The following is a 15,485-nucleotide window of genomic DNA, read 5'->3' on the forward strand; positions in this document are numbered from 1 at the left end:
ACGACCGTTGAACACATCGAGTTACACCGCCGTTCGCGTGCTTATCGTCGATGACGACGAGGCCTTCGCCGGCATGGTCGCCGAATTCCTCGGCGCGGAAGGCGGGTTCTCGGTGACGGCACGGCACGATGGCGCCGCCGGCGTCGAGGCCGCCGTCAACGATGGCTTCGACGTGATCATCCTGGACGTCGGCCTGCCGGAGCTGAACGGCTTCGAAGCGCTGAAGCTGATCCGCCAGCAGGTGGACACGCCGGTGGTGATGCTGACCGCGCGGGGCGACGATATCGACCGCATCCTGGGACTGGAGATCGGCGCGGATGACTACGTTCCCAAGCCCTGCAATCTCCGGGAACTGGTCGCGCGGATCCGGGCCATCATGCGCCGCCTGAATCGCTCGGATGAGGCTGACGCCGCGGCCGATCGCATCGTGCTCGGCGACCTGAGCATCGAGCCTGGCTCGCAATCGGTATCTCGCGCGGGTGAGCTGGTTGCGCTCACCGGCGCGGAATACCTGGTGCTGGAGGCGCTCATCCAATCCGCCGGGCAGGTCGTCGACAAGGACTCAATCGCCCGCCATGCACTGGGCCGCCGCATCATGCCGTACGACCGCAGCGTGGACGCGCACGTCAGCAACCTGCGGAAGAAGCTCGGCCCGCTGGCCGACGGCCGGCAACGCATCAAGACAGTCCGGGGTCGCGGTTACCTTTACGTGGCGGCCTCGTGACGCGGTTTTTCTGGCGGATTTTTCTTTCCGCATGGGCCATCGTGCTGATCGCAACGGCGCTCACATTCTGGGTGGCCGACCTGCTCCCGGACGGCGACTCACGGGTCGGCGGTTCCCGTTTCACCGCGCAGATGGTCACGCTCCTTGCGCAGCAGCTTCGTCGCGAACTTGCGATAGATCCGGCGACGGCGGTTGATAATCTTGTCGAGGAGTACGTGCTCGACTTCACCCCCGTGCTGGAAATCTACGTGCTGAACCCGGGCGGCGAAGACGTCCTCGGCCGGGCGCTGCCGGGTTCCGTCGCCCGCTACGTCGAATCCCGCGGAAAGCAATCGGGAGGGTCGATAGTGCGGGAGTTCTCGCACCTTCACGTGCGGGGAAACGGCCTTGACGGATACCTGGTCGTCGGACACGAGGGCCTCTTTCCGTTGGGCCGCAAGCTGATGCGGCCCGGGATCCGGTGGCTGTTGCTGGCATTCGCGTTGGTAGCAAGCGCGGTCGTGTCGCTGATGCTCACCCGCTTCATCGTTCTGCCCATACGCCGCCTTCAGCTGGCCGGGCAGCAGGTCGCCGCCGGTGACCTGAGCGTCCGCGTCGCCCACACGGTCGGCAACCGCACTGACGACATCGCCAGGCTGGCGCACGATTTCGACGTCATGACGGAACGGGTTGAGGCGCTGCTGGAATCGCAGCAACGGCTGATGCGCGATGTCTCCCATGAGCTTCGATCTCCGTTGGCGCGCCTGCGGGCGCTGCTGTCGATCGCACGGCAGCGTGCGGGAGACGCTGATGCACCGCAGATCGATCGCATGGAGACAGAGATCGAGCGGCTGGACGAGCTCATCGGGGAAATCCTCACTTACAGCAGACTCGAAACGCAGGATCACATTACCCGCCATGCCACGGACATCGTCGACCTCGTGCAGAACGTCGTGTACGACGCTGAGCTGGAGGGGCAGGAGGCGGACAAGCAGATACGGCTGGACGCGCCGGCCAGTCTCCTCCTGAAACTAGACAGCGGGCTGATTCAGCGTGCCGTGGAGAACGTCATCCGGAACGCGCTGAAGTACACCGGCGAAGGCACGATGATTGAGGTACGTATCCTCTCTGAATCAGACAGCGTACGTATCACAGTCGACGACCAGGGCCCCGGGGTGCCGCCGAACGCCATCGGGCAGATTTTCGAACCGTTTTATCGCGTTGGCGATTCAAGGAGCACGCAGTCCGGCAGCGGTGGCGTCGGCTTGGCGATCGCCGAGCGCAGCATCCGGCTGCACGGCGGATCGATGACCGCCCGGAATCGCGACAGCGGCGGGCTTCGCATCGAGATCGTTTTACCGGCGCTGCATTGATACTTGAATACATATACGTTTCAGCGTAACTGAGGGGGGGGCAACGATAATGGGGAAGTTATCTATCCGGCTGTGATCGTTCGGATGGCGATGGCGGAATCGAACGAAAAGGCAACTCACGGCAGGGGTAACTGATACGGCCCAGGAATCGTATCCAGATTCGCGACTATCTCGCCGCGCCATCGCGAAGTGCAAAGTACTCCGATCGTGCGGGCAACTGCTTCGCGCTTGGCTGTTCGCAAGCGACCCTCCGTGGTGGCGCACCCGACTCGGCTATCGCTGTCTCACGTTTACGCCTTCGCCCCCGCTGCCGTCGACCTTGATTGGATGCGCAGACACGCCCCGCCCAGCGCGAGGCCGGAAAGCCTCTAACAGAGCGGCGCACGAAGCAGACTTGCCGCGGCGCCGGGCTGCCGTCGTTGCAGGTGGTGGCTGACGTGGATGCGCGGCGCCTGGTTCAGCAAGAAACAAAAATCCTCGCCGCGCATCTTGATCAGGTGTTCGTGGTCGCCGGATTCGAAGTAGATCTCCTGCTGCCTCGCCATGTCCGTTTCCAGTACCGTCTCGATGCCGTAAGCCGCGCCGATAGCCGGGATCGCACCGCGTTCACAATCCGAGAAGGTGGACTCCATCTCGGTCTCGTCGATCATCTCCAGATGTCGTGCGATGACTTGGTTCAAGCGCCCAAGTTCGAGTCGGTAGGTCGCCGGTATGACGGACGGATCGGAAACCCAACCCGCCGTGAGCGTCCAGATTGGCCCGAGACGGGGCGCAAGCGCGGACGGGATGGGCCGTCAACACGCAGAGGTGGGGCTGGCGGACGTCGCGAGCGGTGCAAGCACGCGCGTTCGTGGTTGCTGGGGCGAGCATATGCGGGGCAGCGAGCGGCCGCCGGTAGACGAGGGCGGCTGCACTGTCTCCTGCAGCCGGGAGACGGCGGCTACCAGACAACGCGCTGGTCGAACGCGAAGTCGGGCTCGGGCTGGCCGAGGAGGTCCCAGCCCGGCATCGGCTCGGGAGCATCGTTCCAGGCGGGCGGTTCGCGGGCGGGGGCAACTTGGGGCGGGCGTGATGGCTCACCGATGTGGGTGAGGATCCGCTCGACGGGCGCCGCATCGATAATCAACGCAGCGCTCCTCTTGGCGTCCGCTACCGTTCAGAATCCGGTCATTACCGCTGCGACGGCCAATGTCGCTTCTTGGGTCGTAAGCACGCGCCCAAGCTGAGGGTCGTAGGTGACCGCAACGCGCGTCTTGCTGCCGCAGGAGCGCGCCGGCTCGGCATCAGGTTCAGGTCGCTCCCGGGCCGTCGCGATACCTGAGCCCCGTGAACGCCGATCGGGCTAGAGGACACTTCCTTTGTGTCTTCGCATCTTCGCGGGAGAACCTCTTGCCATCCCCAACCCGATCAGCGCGATGCGGATGCACCGCCGCCGGTTTGCCATGTGCGTACGTACGGCGCACACTTGAGTGCCTTCGGACTCCGGAGCCCACGATGAGCCAGACCGCCAACAAAGACAGCCGCCTGCATATTCGCTGCGACGAGCGAACCCGACAGCTGCTCGACAAGGCGGCCGGCTACGCACACGTCAAACTGTCCGAGTTCGTCCTCTCCCGGGCCGTTGCGGCGGCCGAGCGGATCGTGCAGGAGCAGGAATCGATCACCCTGCGAGTTGAGGACTTCCAGGCGTTCTTAGCCGCGCTCGACGCCCCCGACGCACCCAACACCGCCTTGCAGCGCGCTGTGGAACGTCATGCCGAGCAGGTCGAGCGTTCGTGAGCTATCTCATCCGGCCGCTCGATGACGCGGTCGAGAAGGACGCCTTTCACTGCGGTCAACAGGATCTCGACGTCTATCTGCGGCGCTATGCCTCGCAGGATGTGCGCCGGGGCGTGGCGCGGGCCCCCTATGTCAGGATAGATGTCGCCACGCCTCGGGATGAACCATACCGGCCGGCAGGATTCTACTCCTTGAGCGCAGGGAGCGTAAGTGCGGAGGACTTACGCTTGGATTTGGCACGCAAGCTTCCCCGCTATCCGGTGCCCGTGGCGTTGCTCGGGCGCTTGGCCGTCGACGAGACCGTCAAGGGCCGAGGACTCGGTTCGATCATGCTGTCCGACGCCTGCAAGAAGGTCATTCAGGCCAGCCGTGTTCTGGCGGTTGCTGCGCTGTTGGTCGATGCCAAGGATCCATCGGCGGCGGTATTTTATCGGCACTTCCGCTTTACGGTCCTTCCGGGCCGGCCCGACCGACTCCTGTTGCCGGAGAGGGTATTGCGGAAACTCTTTCCCCGGTCGGACCAGCCTGACTAGAGCGGATGGCTTCGGCTGACCTTTGCGGCGGTCTGGCATCGTATCAGGGGGACTCCGCCGCCTTCTCGTGCGGTGTTTTGGCCTTGATCGTCAAGGCGTGCAGTGCGCCGGACTTCAACTCGTCCTTGAACAGGGCCAACACGCCCCTTTGTCGTTGCAGCAGACCCTGGCCGGCGAAGGTTTCGCTGACGATGTGCAGCTCGAAGTTGCAGTCGGCCCCGGCGATGTCGATGAGTGCCGCCGGGTATTCGGCCCGCACGCGCTTGACGATGTCGTCTTGGTGCATCTGTGATCCTCGGTCTCGTGTCAGCCGGCCGCGCTTTTCAGCATCGGCAGCAGCTCGCCGCTCGCGAGCATGGCCTCGATGATGTCGCTGCCGCCGATGATCTCGCCATTGATGAAGAGTTGCGGAAAGGTGGGGAAGTCCGAGACCTCGGGCAGCGCCTGCATGAACAAGGGTGCAGCCAAGACATCGACATAGGCGAACTCGACCCCGGTCGATTGCAGCGCAGCCGCGGCCTTGGCGGAGAACCCGCAGCGTGGCTCGCGCGGCGTGCCCTTCATGTACAAGACAATCGGGTTCTCCGCGAGTTGTTGACGGATCTTATCGGTGGTTTTCATCTGGATTGCCCGCTGAGTGAGGTCGGTGGTCGGTTGTCTGTCCGGCGCATGCAGGAGACGGCAAGATCAACACTCGCCGAGGTCAGGTTAGGCCCGTCACGCGTTTGTCGACGAGGTAGACCTGACCGTCGACCTCCATGGACCGCAACGGCTCAAGTCGCTCGCCGGAGCACAACACACTCAAGGATTCGCCCGTGGTCGGGTCATAGACGATGCCGTGCATGGAGCAGCGCAGGTGCTCGTGCTCTGCATCGAAGACCGTGTCGTGCATGCAGTCCAGGCGCCGCACCATGTGCACGCATTGATTCAAGTAGGCGTAGACCTCGCCGCCATACCGCAGCACGATGGCGCTCTGCCGCTCATGCCTGAACAGCACGGGAATGATGCGATGCCGACGTTCAGTCAAATCAGCGCTGGCACAGACCAGCAGCTTGCGTTTGTCGAGCGCGGAAGTACCCTGGGTGGGTGTCGTATTCACCGCTCAGGATCCCGGGTTCGCGTTCAGATGAGCGGCCAGGACGCTGTCCATCGTCACGACATGCGCTGCAAACCGAGCCGGCAAACGTTCGCGCGCATATGCTCGGCCCATGGCGTTGAGCTCGCTATGAACGCGATCCATCTCCTGAATACCCGGGCGGAAGCGGGTGTCGGCGGGATCGATCGGGAGCCCGCTCATTGCGACTGCTCCCGGCGATGGGCGATGGTCTTGAACAGCTTGCGAGCGGCGTAGGTGGCGAACTCTTCGCTGTTGTCGTAGCCATGTTCCATCGCCAGATTCGCCAGCGCGTCGATGGATGCCCGTAGCCGGGCGATCTCGCTCGACTCTCGGCCACAGCTCAGGCAGCGCTCGCGATTGTCGCGGCAGGCGTTCTTGCCATGACAGGGCTCGAAGCGGCCCATGGCTCAGCTCGCTCCGAGTCGGATGGCGAAGGCCTGCCGGCCTACGCTGCAGCGACGGGCCCGGGCGTGCCGCAGGGCATCGCCTCGAGCATCGGAGACATCCGCGCTCAAGTTGCGTGAGACAGGGACTGCTTTGGCCTGCGCTCTCGCTTTCGGTGTTTGGGTTGGTGCCATGCGATCGATCTGCGCTGCTGTTGTGCTTAGGCGACTGACAGCAAACGACGGGCCAATAATCCTGGACTATTTTTCAATGACCTGCCGGGAAGTACGGCCCGTTGCGGGGGCGACCTGTCGCATTCGCGACAAGGACAGGCACGAGGTCAGCCACGGCGGGCGACATGCCGCCACATCCGATCCGCCCGCATGCAGTGATGCCGTGCCGCGGCACCAGCGGGTGCACGCCGGCGACAGACGTGTCAAGCGGCGTTGGCCATTGCCGACCAAGAGACGGCGTGCCGGATGACCGCGAAGACCTTTTGGAGGCAACAGCGTCTCATCTCGGCTCGGCCTCCTCGGACAGGATGCCGTTTCGCACCAGCACACGATGGATCTTGCGAGCGGTCTTGGCCAAACGCGACAGGTCTGCAAGACTCGGCCGGTCTCCCTCGGCGAGCCGCTGCTCCCGTGCCGCCAGCTCTCCATCCAGATAGTCCAACAGCTTCTGCGAGCAGCCCGAGCAGTCGCCGCTGCAGACGCGGGCCGGTACCGCGTCGAACGGGATCGCTGCGCGCACCTGGTCGATGAGCTGGCCCATCGCGGTTCGGGTATCGGGTCTCATGCTGCTTTCGGTGTTCGGGAGCCTGCCTCTCTCGGGCGAATCCCATAATAAGGTCCCCGGGGTGAAGGGAGACGTCATACGAGATCTCGTGGACCGCATACATCGTCAGTCGCGGGGCATCCGTGCCCCGCATTCCGGACTTGATCGATCTAAGGCATCCTGCAATCGAAGGGACGGGCGATCAGTCGAAAAGCCGCCGGAAGAATCCGAGATCCATGAACCAGGTTTCGCCCGACCAGTCGTCGACTCCGTCGTTGTCGGTTACCACAAAGGTACGCCCGGCTGCGGTAATCGCGACCCCTTCAGGTTTGTCCGTGATCCAACCATGGGTCGACTTCAACCGCGGTAACAGATCAAAGACCGCCTTGTCGTCTTCGGCGACCACACCGTCGCGCAGGTCGCGATTCGACACCCTGACGAGCGTCTTGAGTGCGGCGAAATCTCCGGTCAGATTGTCGCGCTCGATCAGCACGTAGGACCCGTCTCGGGCGCGTGTGATCTCGGAGAGTCCGACCCAGGACGCGTTCGCGGGCAAGGGCGCCAACTCCCACGCCACGTGATCCCAGGACATCGCCGTCGGGTCGTAGATCCAAATCCGCGTCAGGTTCGGCTGACCGAGCGCATTCAGACCACCTGCATCGTCGTCGAGTGCCTCGCATTCATCCGTCGTGTAGTCCCAACCGCGCTGCTGGGCGACCAACAAACGATATCCGCCACGCATCGGCTCGACCGCAACACCCTCGAAGCCCGAGCCTAGGGTCGCCCGGTTCGTCGTCGCCGCGCGACACGCCAGAACCTCCGGCGGCAGACCGATCTCCTGCATGACCTGACCGGTCGCCGGATCGACCTGAAGCAGACGATTCGGCCGCGAGTCGCTCGCGTTTCCTTCGCTGGCGATCCAGAGGGTACCGTCCGGCGCCACCGCGATGCCTTCCGGATCAAAGTTGCCGGAGCCGCCTTGGATGGTCAGAGCGTCGGTGATCAAGGCCGGCTTGGCAGAGACATCGATGCCGAAGATGCGGCTTTCGGAGTAATAGGAATCCCAAACCGCAAGAAGGCGATTCGGCTCTCCCGGAACAGCGACCATCCCGGACAAGGCGGACCAGGGGATCGGTGAGCCGCCGGCCGTGTCGGACAAGATCTCGGGATAGGTCGGCCGACCAGGATTGAGCTGGTAGATCATGACCGCGGAGCGCACGCCGAACTCGGGATCGTCGTTTTCGCCGGTGGCGATCAGGAGATTGCGGGAGGGGATCGCGAGCAGCCCTTCCGGGCCCAAGGGCGCCGGCAGGAGCTGCTTGAAGACCGGGCCGTTCCCCGTCAAGGCGTAAACGGCCACGAAGCTGCCGCGTTCCGAGCCGACGAAGAGGTAATCCCGAGCACCGAAGCGGCCGTACTCGATCGACTCGGGCTCATTCCCCTTGTTCTCGGAACGTGACTCCGGGTAATGACCGTGCTGGACCGCGATCTGTTCGAGCGAAGCCCCGCTATCGAAGAGCACACCACCTGTGCGGTCGAAGACCGAGAATCCGCGGCTGCCGCCGAACAGGTCACCCTCGTTGGCGGTCGCGATGCCGTAGGTTCGACCGAGGCGGCCGGTCGGAACCCAAGCCACGGCGTCGGGCTCGCGCGGGATGTCGGTCAGGGATTCCGTCAGTGCAATGATGTCGTCTTCGGTGGCGTCGATCCCGTCCAAGGATACCGTACCGGCCGCGAAGTGACGCGTCACCTTGCCGCGGACCAGATCGACGATCGCCAGATGATTGTTCTCCTGGAGAGAGACCACGGCCTCGTTCGCGGCGTTGATGTCCACGAACTCGGGCTCGGGATCCTCGGGCGCATAGCTCGCAAGACCCGTCAGGTCGACGTTCCGCAGATCCCAGTCAGCCGGATCCGTGCCGTCGATGTCGACGATCGCGAGGAACCCTGCGGGCAGCTGCGGAAGACCGCCCTCGACACCGCCGACTTCGATATCTTCATCACGCTCGTTCTCGATCGCAATGGCGACGTAGCGACGATCGGGGCTGATCTTGATCGAATCCGGTTGGCCTCCCAGCTCGATCGTACCGACGATCGTCCGCGTCGCGATCTCGACCACCACCAACTGGCCGCTCACGTCGACGAAGCTCTCGCTGGTATTCACCGCAACGAGTGCGAGGGCATTGTCCAGGATATCGACGGACGTCGGCTCACCCGGCAGCTCCAACATCCCGATCGGCTGCGGACTGCTCGGATCCGCGATGTCGATGAAGCCGATACGCTCACCGGGGCTGTCCGTATAGACCAGAATCGTCCCGTCTTGGGTCGCAGCAATAATCTCGGACACCGTCTCCTCGGCGATATCGCCCCGGTTCAGATAGTTTCCGAGTGTGGCGATCCGCTGAAAGCTCTGGACGGGCGGGCGCCAGCGCAGATCGTACGCTGCTGCCCATGAGTCGTTCAGGTCGAAGGTCGCCTGGCTGGTGCCGGCCAGACCGACCATCAGGAGACTGGCCAAGGCCAGCCCAATCTTCGTTCTACGCATTTGCTTTGTCTCTCCGCTGGGTTGATCGCCTACCGAACCGATACCGCCGCTCTCGAGACGAGACCCGGACGACTCTTTCCGGACGGACCCTTCCGCAGCGGAGTCGGCCGGCAGTCATCGAAGAGCCCTGACCCGAGACAATGAAGCGGGGCGGCAATCCAAGAGGCCGCTTCCGAAACCGACTCCAGGGCCGACCGCAGACGCGGCGCAGCCTCGAGGCAACTCGGACCCGCCGGGGCCGGTTAAGACCGACCCAGGCCCGCGGAGGGTAGCGGAATCGGTTCGGCGAGTTGTTACGCGGGCATGACGATTGTCGTCGTAAGGTTTGGACGCGCACGGGCAATCGCTCGCGCGCCACCGAGGTGCGGATCGGGCGCGTGGCGCCGCCCGGGTTCGCAGATCACCTCCGATGCCCTGCGCACTGTCTGTCGTCCGGGCGACGCTTGGTATACCATACACGGCGATCGACATGAATACGGTCTACCCTCTTCGTGCGAGTCTCTCTAGTGAAGAGTCCCTCGCCCTGTATCGACCCGCGGCGGTGATCGCGTACCGGACCCTGTTGAGTCGGAACGCCACGTCACGGCGCCCAGCCGAGGTTTCGATGGTGCACATCGGCTCGCGCCCCTTCGCTCTCGGCTGCGGTCAGGCCGGCGGCTTGCCACGCGACCCCGGCAATCGTTTTCGCCAGTATCCCCGGCAGTCCCGTCGGTCGCTCGTGTTCCCGCTTCGGCGAACAGCCTTGGCTGTCCGATCGTCCGCGACGAGCACCCGAGAGCTCAGTTCAGACCGGGCCCCGACGCCGCGTCCTCGGATCCGGGTCCGCCACTTCGCAGCAGGATGTCTATGAAGATTCCCAAACGCCTCGAACCCTTGGTCCAAGACGGCCTAATCGACGAGGTGATCCGCCCGCTCAAGAGCGGCAAAGAGGCCGCGGTCTATGTGGTGCATGCCGATGGCGCGGTGCGCTGTGCCAAGGTCTACAAGGAAGCCAATCAACGGGGTTTTCATAAGCAGGTCTTGTACAGTGAAGGCCGTAAGGTGCGAAACAGCCGACAGGCGCGCGCGATGGCGAAAGGCTCGCGCTACGGACGGCAACAGCAGGAAGACGTTTGGCAGAACACCGAGGTCGATGCGCTATACCGCTTGGCCGCTGCGGGGGTGCGTGTTCCCAAGCCTCACCTCTATGTCGAAGGCGTCTTATTGATGGAGCTGGTCACCGACGACGAGGGCAATGCGGCGCCGAGGCTCAATGATCTGGACCTGACGGGCGAGCAAGCGCTTCTGTACCACGAGATCCTGATCAAAGATGTGGTGCGCATGCTCTGCAGCGGTCTCATACACGGCGATCTCTCGGAATTCAACATCCTGGTCGATCAGTATGGACCCGTGATTATCGACCTTCCCCAAGCGGTCGATGCGGCGGCCAACAACAATGCCGCGCGAATGCTGGAGCGCGATGTCGGAAATCTGGCAGCCTACTTCGGTCAATTCGCCCCGGAGCTGCTCTCGACGAGCTATGCGAAAGAGATCTGGTACATCTACGAGAGCGGCGCCTTGACACCCGAGATCAAATTGACCGGACACTTCAAAGGATCCAACAAGCAGGCCGACATCGAAGGCATCATGCGAGAAATCAACGATGCGCGCGAGGATGCGATCAGGCGTCGCCAGGGGCGCGAGGAGGCGTGACGGTCGATGTGTACCGATCGATACCGGCGCGAGATCGAGCGCGGAGCGCCTGGAGAGACGTGACACCGCAGGAGCGGTGTCACGAGCGCAACCCCGAGCAGGATCACGCCGGTGCCGGATTCGCCCTGAACAACCGGCTCAGACGTCCATGCGCACTGTCGTGGATCGAGAGCAATGCCGGGATGACAAGTAAGACAAGCAGGGTCGCAAACCCGAGTCCGAAGGCGATCGAGGTCGCCATCGGGATCAGGAACTGGGCCTGAACGGATTTCTCGAACAAGAGCGGCGTCAGGCCGGCAATCGTGGTCAAGGATGTCAGCAGCACGGCACGCAGGCGCTGGCAGGCGGCCTCGATCAACGCCTCGCTGCTGGCAACCCCTTGGTCGAGCTGCTCTTGGTAGAATTTGACCAGGATAATGGAGTCGTTGATCACGATCCCGGACAGGCCGAACATCCCGAACAGCGAGAGGATGGTAACATCGATGCCGATCAGCCAATGGCCGAAGAGTGCGCCGGTCAAGCCGAACGGGATCGCGGCCATCACGACCAACGGCCAGCCATAGGACGAAAAGACCCAGGTTAGGATGATGTAGATCAGGATCAGCCCGAGCACCAAGCCCTTGCGCATGTCGGCCAGGGTTTCGCGTTGATCGGCGGAGCGACCCTCGAAGGAGTAGCTGATCCCGTAGGTGGCCTCGAGCTCGGGCAGGGTCGAGGCGACCAGCCCTTCGATGATGGCCCCGGCATTGTTGACGTCGGAGTCGACATCCGCCGAGACCTCGACCGCCAACTTGCCCTCGGCATGACGCAGGATCTCGAAGCCGCGTTGCGAGCGCCATTGCGCGACCGTCGTGAGCGGCACCGAGGTACCGTCCGGAAGGCGGATGTTGATGCGCTCGAGGGTTCCCAGACGTTCGCGCTCGGCCTTGGGGAGCTTCACGCGAACCTCGACCTCGTCCGCACCGTCCTGGAAGATCTGGACCAATTGCCCCTCGAAGGCAGTCCGCAGTTGGGTCCCCAGCTCGGTGACCGTGAGTCCGAGCGCCTGTCCGGCGGGGGTGAGCGAGTAGATGACCTGCTCGCGCCCGAAGGCCATGTCGTCCTCGACGGCCGTCACGCCCGAGATCCCTTTCAGAACCTCGGAGATGTCGAGTGCCGCGGCCTTCAGCGTCTCCGCATCCGCACCGAAGAGCCGTACGCTCAGGTCTCGACCGGGCGGACCGGCGCGCCGCGAGGCGATGGTGAAGCCCTCGAGTCCGGCCGGCAACTCGATGCGCTCCTGCCAGGCCCGAATGAACTCCTCGTTGCGCACCTCGCGCGCATCCGGTGCGATCAACTCCACCTGCAGGGCGCCGAGCTGATCCGCCGAAGAGCCGCTGCCCTCGCCTTTCGCCCCGTGCAGGGCGATTGCCAGATTGACCAGCTTGCCTTGATCGAAGGCGCGTTCGGTCTCCCGAAGCGTCTCGTCGAGGTGCTCCAGAAGCGCATCGACCCGCGCGCGCGGTGTGCCTGCGACGAAGGTCGCATTTGCCGTGATGATCTGGCCCTCCGGCGTCGGGAAGAAGACGAAACCCAAGCGCCCGCCGGCCAGGAGGCCGATGGCGATCATCAAGGCCGCAACCGCGCCGGCGATGGTGGCGAAGCGATGGTGAACGGCGAGCGTCACCAGTGGGCGGAACAGCCGGTCGCGAAAGTACTCGAAGGCTCGATCCAAGTGTCCGCGCAGAGAATCGGGTTTGACCTTGTGCGAGTGCACGAAGGCGCTGCGCAGATGCCCGGGCAGCACCAGCATGCTCTCCAAGAGCGAGGCGAGGATGACGGCCACGATGACCAGCGGGATGACGTTCAGGATGTTGCCGATGACCCCGCCGACCAACATCAGCGGGAGGAAGGCGGCGATGGTCGTCAGCGAGGACGCGACCACCGGCGCCAGCATCCGGCGAACCCCGCCCTCGGCCGCGAGGAGCGGATCCTCGCCCATCTGATGATGGGCCATGGCGTCCTCGCCGACCACGATGGCGTCGTCCACGATGATGCCCAGCGCCATAATGAGCGCGAAGAGGCTCATCATATTGATGCTGCCGCCGGCCAGGTAGAGGATGAAGAGTGTGGCCATGAAGGACACCGGGATACCCCAGGCCACCCAGAAGGCGACCCGACCGCTCAAGAACAGAAAGAGGATCGCGACGACCAGGATCAGACCGCCGGCCCCGTTGGTCACCAGCAGCATGATGCGGTCCCGAATCAGCTCCCAGGAGGCGTCGTAGACGACCAGCTCGACCCCAGGCGGGAGCAGGGGACGTGTCTCGGCCAGCCACTCGTCGAGTGCCTTGGCCGCCGCGAGCGAGTTGCCCGTCTCGGCACGCTGCAGGATCATCTCGACCGCCGGGCTGCCGTTCATGGAAAGCCGCAGGGTTGCATCGCGCGGCACCCGCTCGATCTCGGCGATATCGCCGAGCTGCAGATTCAGCGTCTCCTCGGTCTTGATCGGAATTTGTGCGAACTCGAGCGTATCCCGGCGCTTATCCAGGCTGCGCAGCTCGCGCGTCGCCTCGCCACGACCGATCGCCCCGGCCGGCAGATCGCGACTGAAGGCACCGACCCGCTCGCCGATCTGCGGCAGCCCCAAACCCAGCTCTTCGAGCTGCGCCTGGTCGACCTGGATGCTAATCTCTTCGAGCGGCAGCCCGCGGATCTCCACCTTGTCGATCCCGCTCTCGAGCAGCTCGGACTCAAAGCGACGTGCGAGATGTCGCAGCTCGTCCGGGCGTTCGAGACCGGTCAGGACCAGTCGGGCGACGGACTCGTAGCGCGTCACCAGCGCCACCTCGGGCTTCTCGGCGTCCTGCGGGAGGTTACGGAAATCGTCGACGAGGCGTCGCACTTGGTCCAGGGCCAGCAAGGGGTCGACCCCCTCGTTGAACTCGATCGTGATCGCCGAGATACCCTGCGTGGAGGTGGACGTCATCTTGCGCAGCTCATCGACCGAGCGCAGACGCTGCTCAAGGGGATTCGTGATGCCGTCCTCGATGTCCTCGGCGCTCGCGCCTGTCCAGACCACCCGCACCGTGACCAAGTCCAGGTCGAAACTCGGGAAGAACTGCACGTTCAGACGATCCAGAGCGAAGATCCCGCTCAGGATCATCATCGCCATCAGGAGGTTGGCCGCGACCTTGTGGTGGGCAAACAGGCCGATGATGTCGTTCTGATGCCCCTTGACGACCTTCTCCTTGGCGGGTCTGGTATCGGTCACTGCACCGTCTCCACCCGCAGCCCGTCCACGGCGTTGGGCATGTGGGTCACGATCAGGCGATCGCCGGCCACGAGATCGGGCGCCTGCACCAGCAGCCGCTCCTCTCCCGTCTCGGTAAACCAACTCCCCAGACTGCGCACGGGCACGCCCTTCATGCGGCCGTCGACGAGCTTGTAGACCCGATCACCGCCGTAGACGGCACCGAAGGGGGCCGGCACCACGCTCTCCTGCGGCGGACGGTCCAGTCGCAGCGCGATCATCTGACCGGCGCGCAGGAGACCCTCCGCGTCCTCGATATCGAAGAGTCCGTCGATCCCGCTCGCGCTCGCCTCGCCGGCAAGCCGCTCCAACGAGAGCTTGAGCGTGCGCTCCCCGACGATGGCCGTCGCCGGCAGGCGACCCTCGGCCTGCAGGGAGGCGCTCAGCTCCGCCTGGAAGGGCGCCGGGATCCGCGCGCGGACCTCCAGGCTGTCGATCGCGTAGAGCGTCAAGAGGATATCGTCCTTGCGCACCTGGTCACCCACCGTGACCGAGACCTTGGCGATGATGGCATCGTAGGGCGCGACCACCGGTGCGCGCTCGAGCTCGAGTGCGATCTCCTCGAGGCCCGCCCGCGCGCTCGCGAGTCTTGCCTCGAGCGCGCGTCGGCGCGCCGGGAAGTCCGCAATGTTCATCTCGCGGTTGCTCACGGCCAGTGCTTGGCGGGCCAGTTCCTGCTCGGCGATATCCAGGTCGGTTTGGGAGCCGACCCGTTGCTTGGTCAGCTGCGAGGCGCGCTCCACACCATCTTGGGCGATCGCGAGCAGTTTGCGCTCCTGCTCAAGCGCGGCGAGATCGGTCTCGTGCCCGGTTTGCTCGCTCTCGACCTGAGCATCGAGCTCGTCGATCCGGGCACGGGCTTGAGCGAGACGGAAACTGAAATCGCGCGGGTCAAGCTCCACCAACAGTTGTCCGGCCTCGACCCGATCACCCTCGCGCACCAGTACCCTGGCAACACGTGCCTGCGCCGAAGCGGCCGCGCGCAGGAGATTGGGCGTTTGAACACTCCCGTAGAGCTCAAGCCCGGGGGAGAGCCGACGCGGCTCCACCGTTTCGGCCTCGATCCGCCAGACACGCTCGACGATCTCCGTCGGCGCACTCTCCGGGCGGGTCTGCTTGAGGTACTGAAAGACTCCGAAACCGACGGCAAGGATCAGGACGGGCAACAAGAACTTGGTCAGGCGCTTCACGGTGACTCGCGGGGTAACTGCTAGGGTTGTTAGTGTCGGGGCGTACCCTGCTCAAAGCAACTCGTCGGAGCGCCCGGCGAAACGGCAACGGCGGCCTCCC

Annotated in this window: 16 protein-coding genes; 5 read left to right on the top strand and 11 right to left on the bottom strand. The window is 64.2% G+C overall.

What is annotated here, in order from left to right; genetic code table 11:
- Positions 1–7: 7 nt before the first annotated feature.
- Complete coding sequence (locus tag AADX97_RS07060) at positions 8–724, top strand: response regulator (RefSeq protein ID WP_374233182.1); 717 nt, start codon at positions 8–10, stop codon at positions 722–724.
- The gene (locus AADX97_RS07065; RefSeq protein ID WP_374233181.1) at positions 721–2,076 is read left to right on the top strand and encodes an ATP-binding protein; all 1,356 of its coding nucleotides are present in this window, start codon (positions 721–723) and stop codon (positions 2,074–2,076) included. Before AADX97_RS07060 ends, AADX97_RS07065 begins: the two co-directional genes overlap by 4 nt.
- 368 nt (positions 2,077–2,444) lie before the next feature.
- On the opposite strand, the gene AADX97_RS07070 is transcribed toward AADX97_RS07065, so the two are convergent.
- Together AADX97_RS07070 and AADX97_RS07075 are read right to left on the bottom strand one after the other, a co-directional pair.
- Positions 2,445–2,864, bottom strand: coding sequence for an aminoacyl-tRNA deacylase (locus tag AADX97_RS07070; protein WP_374238594.1), 420 nt, complete (start codon positions 2,862–2,864; stop codon positions 2,445–2,447).
- A 152-nt stretch (positions 2,865–3,016) separates the two neighbouring features.
- The gene (locus tag AADX97_RS07075; protein ID WP_374233180.1) at positions 3,017–3,202 is read right to left on the bottom strand and encodes a hypothetical protein; all 186 of its coding nucleotides are present in this window, start codon (positions 3,200–3,202) and stop codon (positions 3,017–3,019) included.
- Between the two features lie 368 nt (positions 3,203–3,570).
- Between AADX97_RS07075 and AADX97_RS07080 the strand changes: the two genes are divergently transcribed.
- Positions 3,571–3,855 carry a DUF1778 domain-containing protein gene (locus AADX97_RS07080; protein WP_374233179.1) on the top strand — a complete coding sequence of 95 codons (285 nt, stop codon included), beginning with the start codon at positions 3,571–3,573 and terminating at the stop codon, positions 3,853–3,855.
- Positions 3,852–4,388 (top strand): GNAT family N-acetyltransferase, encoded by a 537-nt coding sequence (locus AADX97_RS07085; RefSeq protein ID WP_374233178.1) that lies wholly within the window; start codon positions 3,852–3,854, stop codon positions 4,386–4,388. Before AADX97_RS07080 ends, AADX97_RS07085 begins: the two co-directional genes overlap by 4 nt.
- A gap of 43 nt (positions 4,389–4,431) precedes the next feature.
- Here AADX97_RS07085 and AADX97_RS07090 read toward each other — a convergent pair whose 3' ends face one another.
- The 7 genes from AADX97_RS07090 to AADX97_RS07120 all read right to left on the bottom strand — a co-directional run bounded on the left by AADX97_RS07090 (position 4,432) and on the right by AADX97_RS07120 (position 9,211).
- The gene (locus AADX97_RS07090; protein WP_374233176.1) at positions 4,432–4,674 is read right to left on the bottom strand and encodes a BolA/IbaG family iron-sulfur metabolism protein; all 243 of its coding nucleotides are present in this window, start codon (positions 4,672–4,674) and stop codon (positions 4,432–4,434) included.
- Positions 4,675–4,694: 20 nt separating this feature from the next.
- Positions 4,695–5,009, bottom strand: a complete 315-nt coding sequence (gene grxD, locus AADX97_RS07095) for a Grx4 family monothiol glutaredoxin (RefSeq protein ID WP_374233174.1) — start codon at positions 5,007–5,009, stop codon at positions 4,695–4,697.
- 82 nt (positions 5,010–5,091) lie between these two features.
- Complete coding sequence (locus tag AADX97_RS07100; RefSeq protein WP_374233172.1) at positions 5,092–5,487, bottom strand: Rieske (2Fe-2S) protein; 396 nt, start codon at positions 5,485–5,487, stop codon at positions 5,092–5,094.
- A 3-nt stretch (positions 5,488–5,490) separates the two neighbouring features.
- Complete coding sequence (locus tag AADX97_RS07105; RefSeq protein WP_374233170.1) at positions 5,491–5,685, bottom strand: hypothetical protein; 195 nt, start codon at positions 5,683–5,685, stop codon at positions 5,491–5,493.
- A complete protein-coding gene (locus AADX97_RS07110; RefSeq protein WP_374233168.1) occupies positions 5,682–5,909 on the bottom strand; it encodes a hypothetical protein in 228 nt (75 codons plus the stop codon). Before AADX97_RS07110 ends, AADX97_RS07105 begins: the two co-directional genes overlap by 4 nt.
- Before the next feature lie 493 nt (positions 5,910–6,402).
- The gene (locus AADX97_RS07115) at positions 6,403–6,687 is read right to left on the bottom strand and encodes a hypothetical protein (protein WP_374233166.1); all 285 of its coding nucleotides are present in this window, start codon (positions 6,685–6,687) and stop codon (positions 6,403–6,405) included.
- Between the two features lie 181 nt (positions 6,688–6,868).
- Positions 6,869–9,211, bottom strand: a complete 2,343-nt coding sequence (locus AADX97_RS07120) for an esterase-like activity of phytase family protein (protein WP_374233165.1) — start codon at positions 9,209–9,211, stop codon at positions 6,869–6,871.
- 846 nt (positions 9,212–10,057) lie between these two features.
- Between AADX97_RS07120 and AADX97_RS07125 the strand changes: the two genes are divergently transcribed.
- Entirely contained in the window at positions 10,058–10,903 is an 846-nt protein-coding gene (locus tag AADX97_RS07125; protein WP_374233163.1) for a PA4780 family RIO1-like protein kinase, read from the top strand.
- Positions 10,904–11,006: 103 nt separating this feature from the next.
- Here the strand turns inward: AADX97_RS07125 and AADX97_RS07130 are convergent, their stop codons facing one another.
- Together AADX97_RS07130 and AADX97_RS07135 are read right to left on the bottom strand one after the other, a co-directional pair.
- Positions 11,007–14,156, bottom strand: a complete 3,150-nt coding sequence (locus AADX97_RS07130) for an efflux RND transporter permease subunit (protein WP_374233161.1) — start codon at positions 14,154–14,156, stop codon at positions 11,007–11,009.
- Positions 14,153–15,385 (bottom strand): efflux RND transporter periplasmic adaptor subunit, encoded by a 1,233-nt coding sequence (locus AADX97_RS07135; RefSeq protein WP_374233159.1) that lies wholly within the window; start codon positions 15,383–15,385, stop codon positions 14,153–14,155. The genes AADX97_RS07130 and AADX97_RS07135 overlap by 4 nt, the downstream gene beginning before the upstream one ends.
- Positions 15,386–15,485: the final 100 nt, after the last annotated feature.

This window comes from Thiocapsa sp. C2-2m (assembly GCF_041903745.1).
In the GTDB taxonomy this organism is placed as follows: Bacteria; Pseudomonadota; Gammaproteobacteria; order Chromatiales; family Chromatiaceae; genus Thiocapsa; species Thiocapsa roseilacustris.